At 70.3% G+C, this 9,243-nt stretch carries 11 protein-coding genes and 1 tRNA gene; 10 read left to right on the plus strand and 2 right to left on the minus strand.

The genetic code is table 11. The annotated features are described in order from the left end of the window. The first annotated feature begins 136 nt into the window (after nucleotides 1–136). Both V7Z97_RS17705 and V7Z97_RS17710 read left to right on the plus strand, forming a co-directional pair. Nucleotides 137–514 carry a hypothetical protein gene (locus V7Z97_RS17705; protein ID WP_334164760.1) on the plus strand — a complete coding sequence of 126 codons (378 nt, stop codon included), beginning with the start codon at nucleotides 137–139 and terminating at the stop codon, nucleotides 512–514. Beyond that, the gene (locus tag V7Z97_RS17710) at nucleotides 504–698 is read left to right on the plus strand and encodes a hypothetical protein (RefSeq protein WP_334164761.1); all 195 of its coding nucleotides are present in this window, start codon (nucleotides 504–506) and stop codon (nucleotides 696–698) included. Before V7Z97_RS17705 ends, V7Z97_RS17710 begins: the two co-directional genes overlap by 11 nt. Here the strand turns inward: V7Z97_RS17710 and V7Z97_RS17715 are convergent. After that, nucleotides 695–1,264: a DUF2239 family protein gene (locus V7Z97_RS17715; RefSeq protein ID WP_334164762.1), complete on the minus strand. Its 570-nt coding sequence runs from the start codon at nucleotides 1,262–1,264 to the stop codon at nucleotides 695–697. The genes V7Z97_RS17710 and V7Z97_RS17715 overlap by 4 nt on opposite strands. Nucleotides 1,265–1,384: 120 nt before the next feature. Continuing rightward, nucleotides 1,385–1,459, minus strand: a tRNA-Thr gene (locus tag V7Z97_RS17720). 352 nt (nucleotides 1,460–1,811) lie between these two features. On the opposite strand from V7Z97_RS17720, the gene murA reads away from it, so the two are divergent. The 8 genes from murA (at nucleotide 1,812) to V7Z97_RS17760 (ending at nucleotide 9,072) form a co-directional block, all read left to right on the plus strand. Continuing rightward, nucleotides 1,812–3,101, plus strand: coding sequence for a UDP-N-acetylglucosamine 1-carboxyvinyltransferase (murA, locus tag V7Z97_RS17725; RefSeq protein WP_334164763.1), 1,290 nt, complete (start codon nucleotides 1,812–1,814; stop codon nucleotides 3,099–3,101). A gap of 2 nt (nucleotides 3,102–3,103) precedes the next feature. Next, nucleotides 3,104–3,529 (plus strand): DUF2948 family protein, encoded by a 426-nt coding sequence (locus tag V7Z97_RS17730; RefSeq protein ID WP_334164764.1) that lies wholly within the window; start codon nucleotides 3,104–3,106, stop codon nucleotides 3,527–3,529. Nucleotides 3,530–3,573: 44 nt separating this feature from the next. Beyond that, a complete protein-coding gene (gene hisD, locus V7Z97_RS17735) occupies nucleotides 3,574–4,857 on the plus strand; it encodes a histidinol dehydrogenase (RefSeq protein WP_334164765.1) in 1,284 nt (427 codons plus the stop codon). Between the two features lie 69 nt (nucleotides 4,858–4,926). After that, complete coding sequence (locus V7Z97_RS17740; RefSeq protein ID WP_334164766.1) at nucleotides 4,927–5,931, plus strand: fatty acid desaturase; 1,005 nt, start codon at nucleotides 4,927–4,929, stop codon at nucleotides 5,929–5,931. Nucleotides 5,932–5,999: 68 nt separating this feature from the next. Beyond that, the gene (locus V7Z97_RS17745; RefSeq protein WP_334164767.1) at nucleotides 6,000–7,274 is read left to right on the plus strand and encodes a mechanosensitive ion channel family protein; all 1,275 of its coding nucleotides are present in this window, start codon (nucleotides 6,000–6,002) and stop codon (nucleotides 7,272–7,274) included. Between the two features lie 109 nt (nucleotides 7,275–7,383). Next, nucleotides 7,384–7,977 carry an SH3 domain-containing protein gene (locus V7Z97_RS17750; RefSeq protein WP_334164768.1) on the plus strand — a complete coding sequence of 198 codons (594 nt, stop codon included), beginning with the start codon at nucleotides 7,384–7,386 and terminating at the stop codon, nucleotides 7,975–7,977. Nucleotides 7,978–8,122: 145 nt separating this feature from the next. After that, nucleotides 8,123–8,602, plus strand: coding sequence for a UPF0262 family protein (locus tag V7Z97_RS17755; RefSeq protein ID WP_334164769.1), 480 nt, complete (start codon nucleotides 8,123–8,125; stop codon nucleotides 8,600–8,602). 5 nt (nucleotides 8,603–8,607) lie between these two features. Continuing rightward, on the plus strand, nucleotides 8,608–9,072 hold the full coding sequence (locus V7Z97_RS17760; protein WP_334164770.1) for an arsenate-mycothiol transferase ArsC: 465 nt from the start codon (nucleotides 8,608–8,610) through the stop codon (nucleotides 9,070–9,072). Nucleotides 9,073–9,243: the final 171 nt, after the last annotated feature.

The raw sequence follows: 9,243 nt of genomic DNA on the forward strand, positions 1-9,243 counted from the left end.
TTAACCGCCGCGCGCAATGTTCGTCTTTTGTTCTTGACATCCGCGCGCGTTTTTGGGTGCATATCTCCTTCGATCCGCGGATGCGCCGGCAGGTGCTTACGCGGCGCCCGGGCGGCTACGCCCTGGGGCTGCCGTCGTGATCCCCCGCTGGTGGATCGCCGTGGCGGCGGTGCTGACGCTTCTGGCGGCCTTCACGGTCGCCTACTGGTCGGGCCGGCGGGAAGGCGCGGCGCGGGAGCGACCGAAGACGGAGGCCGCCTCGGCACAGGCCGCCGTCGCCGGCCTGGAGGCGCAGGGCGCTCGCGACAGCCTTCAGCGCGTGGAGGTGGTCGTGCGCCAGCGCGAGGCGGCCGCGCAGAGCGTCGCCAGAGTCACCCACAAGGCCCTGTTGTCGGAGGACGCCCATGCGCCCCTGGATGCCGAGCGTGCCGCTCGCCTGCGCGCTGCTGACCGCGAGCTGTGCCTCGCGGCCCCTGAACTGGCCGGCTGCGCCGCAGATCGGAATGCCCGCTGAGGCCGCGCGTCCGTGCGGCCTTCATATCCTGCCGGCCAACCCCACCCAGGCGGACCTGGAGATCGGCTACGCCACGCGCGGCGCCCAGATCGTCGCCTGCGACGCCGCACGGCGGCTGGCGGTGCAGACCCATGTGGCGGAGCACGCCCTGGAAGCCTCGGGATCGGACGGACGACGACGCTAGGTCTCGCGGGCTGCGCGCTCCGTTGTGGCCAGGCGGGCCAGATAGTCGCGGATGCCGTCGGACCATCCGGAGATGAGGCCGTCGAATCGCTCGTCGTCGCGGGCGTAGAGCGCGCGCGCGGCCTCCTCGAAGCCCGGCAGATCGCCGGCAAGCGTGGACATCACCCTGTAGAGCGCCTCCTGCGCGCGGCGGGCGCGGTCGGCGCCTTCGCTCGTCCGCCGGGCCTCGTCCACCAGCCGGCGCAGGGCGGCCGAGGCGCCGCCGGGCTGGCCGGAGAGCCACTCCCAATGACGCGGCAGCAGGGTGACTTCGCGCGCTACGACACCCAGCTTCGGGCGGCCGCGGCCAGTCCGTACCGGCTGCGCCTCCGGCGCTGTGACGCCGGCGAACGCGGGGGCGGGGCTGAACGGGTCGAGCTCGACCTGCCTGCCCGACGCGTCGTCGAAGATCATGACGCCCGCGGCGCCCCGCGCCCGGACCTCGTGCGCCGCCCGCGCAACGTCGGTGCTGTTCCCCGAGGCCAGGAACCGGCCGTCGCAGAAGGCCGTGAAGGTGGGCGAAGACATGCGCCCTCTTCGGTCACGACGACCGGGACGTCAATATCGCCCGGGTAATATCTCGTGAGGGCACGAAGACAGCGGGCGCCGAAGCGCCCGCTGCCGGGTCTCTCTCGATGAGAAGAGAAGTGGTGCCGCCGGGCAGGATTGAACTGCCGACCTCAGCCTTACCAAGGATGCGCTCTACCACTGAGCTACGGCGGCGAAAGGCGAGGCGCGGCATATAGCGGGACGACTCGGCCTCGTGAAGCCCCAATCGAAGGCGAAGGTGCTTGACGACGCGGACGGGTCGCCGCACCCCAGCAACAATGGCCGCCAGAGACGACCGCCGCACGCCGCCCCCCGACAGCCGCGAGGCGAAGCTCGCCCAGGCGCTTCGCGCAAATCTCCGGCGGCGCAAGGCCGGCGCCCAGCCGCCGTCGCCCAAACCTGCACCGGAAGAGGACGGCAAGTCCTGAGCAGCGCCCTTTGCGCGGCCGCGGGCGCACGCTAGATAGCCGGCGAAGAGCTGACCCCCGCGACTACCGCACAGCGTCGCCGTTTCGAAGGATTGGGATTGGACCGCATCGCCATCACCGGCGGCGCGCGCCTGACGGGAGAAATCCCGATCAGCGGCGCCAAGAACTCGGCCATCAAGCTGATGGCGGCGAGCCTTTTGACCGACGAGCCGCTGCGGCTCACGAACATGCCCCGACTGGCCGACACGCGTTTCCTGGGGCGGTTGCTGCAGCGCCTGGGCGCCGAGGTCGTCGAGTCCGAGGGCGAGGGCGGCTCGGAGACCCTCCTGACCACCCGCGAGATCGTCTCCGGCTTCGCGCCCTATGACCTGGTCCGACAGATGCGGGCCTCGTTCAACGTGCTGGGTCCCCTGCTGGCGCGGACCGGCCAGGCGAAGGTGTCGCTGCCGGGCGGCTGCACCATCGGCGCGCGGCCGGTGGACCTGCACCTGAAGGCGCTCGAGGCGCTGGGCGCGCGGATCGACCTGCACGAGGGCTACGTCTACGCCCAGGCGCCCCGGGGGCTGCGAGGCGGCGAGATCGACTTCCCGTTCGTCTCCGTCGGGGCGACGGAACACGCGCTGCTTGCGGCCGTGCTCGCCGAAGGCGAGACGGTGATGACCAACGCCGCCCAGGAGCCGGAGATCACCGACCTGGCGGAATGCCTCAACAAGATGGGGGCCAAGGTCACCGGAGCGGGGACGTCGACGATCCGGATCCAGGGCGCGACCAGCCTCTCCGGCGCCACCCACGCTGTGCTCCCGGACCGCATCGAGACCGGCACCTATGCGCTCGCCGCGGCCATGGCGGGGGGCGAGGTGCGACTGACGAAGACCCGCAGCGACTTCCTGACGGCGCTCCTCGACAAGATGGTGGAGGCGGGCGTCGAGGTGACGCCGCACAACGACGGCCTGACGATCAAGCGCAACGGGGGCCGCCTGCGCGCCGTTGAGATCGAGACTGATCCCTATCCCGGGTTCGCAACCGACCTGCAGGCTCAGTTCATGGCTTTGATGACCCTGGCGGAAGGCGAGAGCGTCATCCGCGAGACGATCTTCGAGAACCGCTTCATGCATGCGCCCGAGCTGCGCCGCCTGGGCGCCGACATCACCGTCCACGGGGGCGAGGCGCGTGTGCGCGGCGTGGAGGCCCTGGAAGGAGCCCAGGTGATGGCCACGGACCTCCGCGCGTCGGTCAGCCTAGTCATCGCGGGCCTGGCGGCGCGCGGCGAAACGGTGGTGAACCGCGTCTACCATCTGGACCGCGGCTTCGAGCGGCTGGAAGAGAAGCTCGGGGCCTGCGGGGCCGAGATCCGCCGGATCAAGGGCGACGACGAGGTGGAAGACTAGACATGGCCGACGCGCCGCCGCTTCGCCTCCTCGCTCAGGACGAGGCCGACCTCGCCATCATCTCCGCCGCCATGCAGGACGCCGTGGCCAAGGTGGGCGACATCACCTTCGAGCCGAAGGCGCGGCGGCTGACCGTCGCCTTCAACCGCTACCGCTGGGAAGCCGGCGGCGGCGCGCGGGTGCGCTCGGCGCTGCAACTGGGCGGCGTGCTGAAGTTCGAGACCCGAAAGATCCGCCGCGATGCGCCCGACGCGGTGCTGGAACTCCTGGCGGTGACCTTCGAGTCCGGCGAGGCGCCCGGCGGCGTGGTGACCCTCAGCTGTGCGGGCGGCGGCGACCTGCGCGCCACTGTGGAGTGCATCGAAGCCGTGCTGGCCGACGTCTCGAAGCCCTGGCCTACCCCGCGCAAACCGACGCACGAACTCTAGACTCGGCATGGCGCTCGGGCCCGGCGCTCGCTAAGTAGCCCGCCATGCGCCGCTTCCGCTTCTCCGATCCGGATTTCGAGGCCGCCTTCTCCGCCTTCGTGGCGGAGCGGCGCGACACGCCCGAGGAGGTGGATTCGATCGTTCGTGACGTGCTGGCGGCGGTGCGGGCCGAGGGCCTGCCGGCGCTGCTGCGTTTCGCCCGCGACTTCGACCGCGTCGAGCTGGACGAGGCCGGTCTGCGGGTCACCCAGGCGGAGATCGACGCTGGCGCAGAGGCCTGTCCCGTGGAGGTTCGCGAGGCCATCGACTTCGCAGCCAAGCGGATCCGCACCTATCACGAGCGTCAGCGGCCCGCCGATCAGCGGTTCACCGACGAAGCGGGCGTCGAACTCGGCTGGCGCTGGACGCCACTGGACGCCGTCGGGATCTATGTGCCGGGCGGGCGGGCGGCCTATCCTTCCACCGTCCTGATGAACGCCGTACCGGCCGCGGCGGCGGGGGTCGGGCGGATCGCCATGGTGACGCCGCCGGGGCGCCTGCAGCCGGCCGTTCTGGCCGCCGCGAAGGCGGCGGGCGTCAGCGAGATCTGGCGGGTCGGCGGCGCCCAGGCCGTCGCGGCGCTCGCGTACGGCGCAGGTCCGATCCGGCCGGTCGACAAGATCGTGGGACCTGGCAACGCCTTCGTGACGGCCGCCAAGCGGCGGGTGTACGGCGTCGTCGGCATCGACGCGCTGGCGGGACCCTCCGAGATCGTGGTCGTGGCCGACGGGGCGAACGACCCCGAATGGATCGCTGCGGACCTGCTCTCCCAGGCCGAGCACGACCCGGCCGCCCAATCCATCCTCATCACCGACGACGAGGCCTTCGCCACACGCGTAGAGGCCGCCGTCCAGGCGCAGCTCCCGTCGCTCGCGACGGGAACCGACGCCGCCGCCTCCTGGCGCGACCACGGGGCCGTGGTGCTCGCGCCGCTCGACGAGTCCCCGCGGCTCGTGGATCTCATCGCTCCCGAACACGTGGAATTCGCCGTCGAGGCGCCGGAGCGCCTGTCCGACCACGTCCGGCATGCCGGCGCCATCTTCCTCGGCCGATATGCGCCGGAAGCCCTCGGCGACTATGTGGCGGGCTCGAACCACGTGCTGCCGACCAGCCGCGCGGCGCGGTTCTCGTCCGGTCTCTCCCTCTATGACTTCCTCAAGCGGACCTCGTTCGTGAAGTGCGACGAGGCGGCGTTCGCGGCGCTGGCGCCGGCCACGGTCGCTCTCGCTGAAGCCGAGGGGTTGCCCGCCCACGCCCGTTCGGCCGCCATCCGGATGCGCCGCAGGTGAGCGGAACCGCCGCATTCCAACCTAGTTTCTCGGGCACGGCGTGAGCCGAAGCCCCTATCGGAAGTCTTGATGTCCCCCGACGCGAACACCGCCAGCGCCTGGTCCAGGAAGCTGGCCCCCTACCGCGAGCCAAAGGTCGGCCGCAGCATTCTGGAGATCGTGATCACTGCGGTCCCGCTTCTGGCCCTCTGGGCCGTGGCGTGGTTCCTCCACGCGCGTGGGCTCTGGTGGGCGGCCCTGCTGCTCGCGATCCCTGCCGCACTCTTCCTCGTGCGGCTGTTCATGATCCAGCATGACTGTGGCCACCAGGCGTTCTTCGGCGAGCGCAAGGTCAACGATTGGGTCGGGCGCATCATCGGCGTCTTCACCCTCACGCCCTACGATTACTGGCGCCAGACCCACGCAATCCACCACGCCACTTCGGGCAATCTGGATCGCCGCGGGCTGGGCGCGATCGAGATGCTGACGGTGGAGGAGTACCGCGCCCTGCCGCCGCTGCGCCGTCTGGGGTACCGTCTCTACCGCCACCCTGTCGTGATGTTCGGCCTGGGCCCCGCCTTCGTCTTCTTCCTCATGAACCGCGTCCCCGTGGGAATGATGCGCCAGGGGTGGAAGCCGTGGGCGAGCGTCCTGGGCAACACCGTGGCCCTCGCCGCGATCACGGGCGTGCTCGTCTGGCTGTTCGGCCCTGCGCCGGTGCTGACGGTGAACGCGGCCACGATGCTGCTCGCCGCCACGATCGGGGTGTGGCTGTTCTACATCCAGCACCAGTTCGAAGGCGCCCACTGGTCCCGCAACGGCGTCTGGAAGCGGGACGACGCCGCGCTCGCCGGCAGCTCCCACTACGACCTGCCGCCCGTACTCCGCTGGTTCACGGCCAACATCGGCATCCACCATGTGCACCATCTCTCGAGCCGCATCCCCTACTACCGCCTGCAGAACGTGCTTCGGGACTTCCCCGAACTGAGGCCGATGAGCCGCGTGGGGCTGATGGAGAGCTTCCGGTGCGCACGCCTGGCGCTCTGGGACGAGGCCGAAGGGCGGCTGGTCTCCTTCCGCGAAGTCAGGGTCTGAGCGCGGAAGCCGGAACCCCGCCTACGGCCAAGGCGTTCGGCGCGGACGCCAGATCGTGAAGGCTCCGCATGTCCGCCGTTCCCGCCGCGCCCGTCGCGGCCACCCCCGAGGCCGTCAAGCCCTCGCTCGCCGAACAGCTCTCGGCCTTCGGGCGTGACGCCTGGGCCCACCTGACGCAGCTCGATCCGGGCGAGGCGGGGCTGAACTTCCTCGTCTCAGCCGCCGTGATCCTGGGCGCGCTCGGCCTGATCTGGCTGCTCCGCCGGTTGTTCGACCGATGGGTCCGGCGCTTCGCCGCCAGCTGCAACGTGGACGTGGCGGAGACGGAGAAGAGGACGTCGCGGGCGGCGGGCGTGTCCTGGGCGCTGGTGCGCACCCTGATCCTCGGCGCGGCCCTGCTGCTGGTGATCGGCGTCTGGGGAATCGATCCCTGGGCCTGGATTTCCGGCCAAGCCGGCGCGCGCCTCGTTCGGCTGGCGCTCATCCTGGTGCTGGTCACCGCGCTCGTGGAGGTGGCGGGATTCGTCACCCGGCGCTTCGTGGAAGGCCTCGCCGTCCGCAGCCGCGACGCGCGGCGCGCGGCGCAGATCCGCTCGCTCGGCCCGCTGCTGACCGGCTCGATCCAGGGCGTGCTGATCGTCGTGGGCCTGCTCACCTTCCTGTCGGAGATGGGCCTGCAGGTTGGCCCGCTGCTGGCCAGCGCGGGGGTCGTGGGCCTGGCCATCGGGTTCGGAGCGCAGACCCTGGTGAAGGATTTCCTCACCGGCGTCTTCCTGATCGCCGAGGACGCGGTCTCGGTGGGCGACAACGTACGCATCGGCGACGCCAGCGGCACGGTCGAGGCCATGACCCTGCGCACCATCCGGCTGCGCAACATGAACGGTACACTGCACATCTTCCCGTACAGCGAGGCCCAGGTCATCCATAACCGGACCAAGCTCTTCTCCTCCTACATCTTCAACCTGCAGGTCAGCTACGACACGGATATCGATCGTGCGCTGGACGTCATGCGGGAGGTCGCCGAGGAGCTTCGCGGGGATGCGGAGTTCGGTCCGATGATCACGAGGCCCTTCGACATCCTGGGCGTGGACGAGCTGGCGGACAGCGGGATCGTCCTGAAAGCGCGCGTCACCACGACGCCCAGGGACCAGTGGAAGGTCGGGCGGGAATACAACCGGCGCATAAAGCGCGCCTTCGATCGCGAGGGAATCGAGATCCCGTTCCCGACGGTGCAGCTGGTTGCGCCGAAGCAGCCCGTCAGGCTGCAGGGCGGGGACGAGACGGCCGCCGGCGGCGAGGAGACGAGGTCCGCCGCTTCTCCGGAAGCTCGGCCGCCAAGCTGAACGGTTCCTGTCAGCCCGGCCCAAAGCGCGTTCAGGCTTGGCCTTCTAGGGTGTCGCCGTATCGAGGCCACAGGGCCTCGCGGACTCATGGGAACGGACGGAGACCAAGATGCGCACTTCGAAGATCAACAGGATGATCGGCGGCGGCGCGGCCGCGGCCGTGTTCGCCGGCGCCATCGCCCTGAGTGCGGGCAGCGCCCAGGCCGCCGGGATCAACGGCGTGACCAACTGCTCCGCCCCGGGCGGCAAGCAGGAGGTGGGCGCGGTGCTCGGCGCCGTGGTCGGCGGCCTCATCGGCAACAAGGTGGGCGGGCGCCATCCCACGGGTGAGACGGTGCTGGGCGCCGCCGCCGGCGCGGCGGCCGGTTCGGCCGTCGGCTGCCAGATGCAGAAGGGCGCCGCCCGCCAGTATGGCCAGGGCGCCACCTACACCCGCGGCGGCTATCGTCTGTCCTCCTACGTGGCGCCGGCGAGCTACAGCAAGATCGGCGACACCTTCGTGGCCACCCGCTCGGTGAACCTCCGCGCCGCGCCGACGACGGGCTCCGAGCGCGTGGGCTCCCTGCGCTCCGGCGAGCGCTTCCAGGCCCTGGCGCACGTGCGGGGCTCCGACTGGATCCTGGTCGGCCAGGGCGGCGTCGGCGTGGGCTATGTCCACGAGGCCTATGTCCAGCCCGACGGCTACCGGTACGCCCGCTACTAGGACTGTCACCTAGAGGACGGACGAGACGCCCGGCGCGATCCGCGCCGGGCGTTTTTCGTTATCCGGCCGGCGAAGACGACGGGGCGGGATGACGCGCACCCCCGGTTTGCAATAAAGCTCGCCCACCGCCGCAACGCCGGACCCCATGGCCGACGACGACCGCAAGAAGCACCGCCTGCAGAGCGTCGAGCTCGACGAGGAGTCGCTCGCGGCGGTCTCGCGCGACCAGGAGCAGGAGCGGCAGATCGCCATCTTCGACCTGCTCGAGGAGAACTATTTCGCGCCGGAGGGCGCCGAAGGCGGGCCCTATGACCTGCGCATGGGGCTGATGGAGAACCGGCTGGTGCTGGACGTGCGCGGCCCCGGCTATGAGCGGCGGCACATCCTGTCGCTCTCGCCGTTCCGGATGCTGATCAAAGACTACTTCATGATCTGCGAGAGCTATTACCAGGCCATCCGCAACTCGACCCCGGCGCAGATCGAGGCCTTGGACATGGGCCGGCGCGGCCTGCACAACGAGGCCTCCCAGCTCCTGCAGACCCGGCTGAAGGGCAAGATCGAGACCGACCTCGACACCGCGCGCCGGCTGTTCACCCTCATCTGCGCCCTGCACTGGCGGGGCTGAGACGCATGGCCCGTGACGACAGCGTCCCAGCGCCGGCCGCGGTGCTCTTCGCGTGCAACCTGAACCGCGTGCGCTCGCCGATGGCCGAGGCCCTTCTGAAGCGGCTGGTCGGCGACCGGATCTTCGTGGACAGCTGTGGCCTCAGGCCGTGGCGCGAGGACACGGCCGAAGGGGAGGGGGTCGATCCCTTCGCCCAGGCGGTAATGGCCGAGATCGGCTGCGACCTGTCCGGTCACGAGGCCAAGACATTCGACGAACTCGAGGACGATTCCTTCGACCTCGTCATCTCGCTCACCCCCGAAGCCCAGCACCGCGCCGTGGAGATGACCCGCGGTCGGGCGGCCGAGATCGAGTACTGGCCGATCTTCGATCCTACCCTGGCCGAGGGCTCCCGGGAGGCCCGCCTCGCCGCCTATCGTGAGGTGCGCGATGCGCTCGCCGCGCGCATCGCCGAGCGCTTCCGGAGCTGACGGCGCCGCCCATCGACCTGCAGCGGCGGCCTGAATTATAATTCCCCTGCTGTTCACGGCTCGCGACCTGATCTAAAGGCGCGAGCCGTCGTTTTATTCTCCGGTGGGAGCCTGCATGGCGAAGGAAGAGCTTCTGGAATTTCCGGGCACGGTGAGCGAAGTCCTGCCCAA

It is taken from the genome of Phenylobacterium sp. (genome assembly GCF_036821595.1).
In the GTDB taxonomy this organism is placed as follows: domain Bacteria; phylum Pseudomonadota; class Alphaproteobacteria; order Caulobacterales; family Caulobacteraceae; genus Phenylobacterium.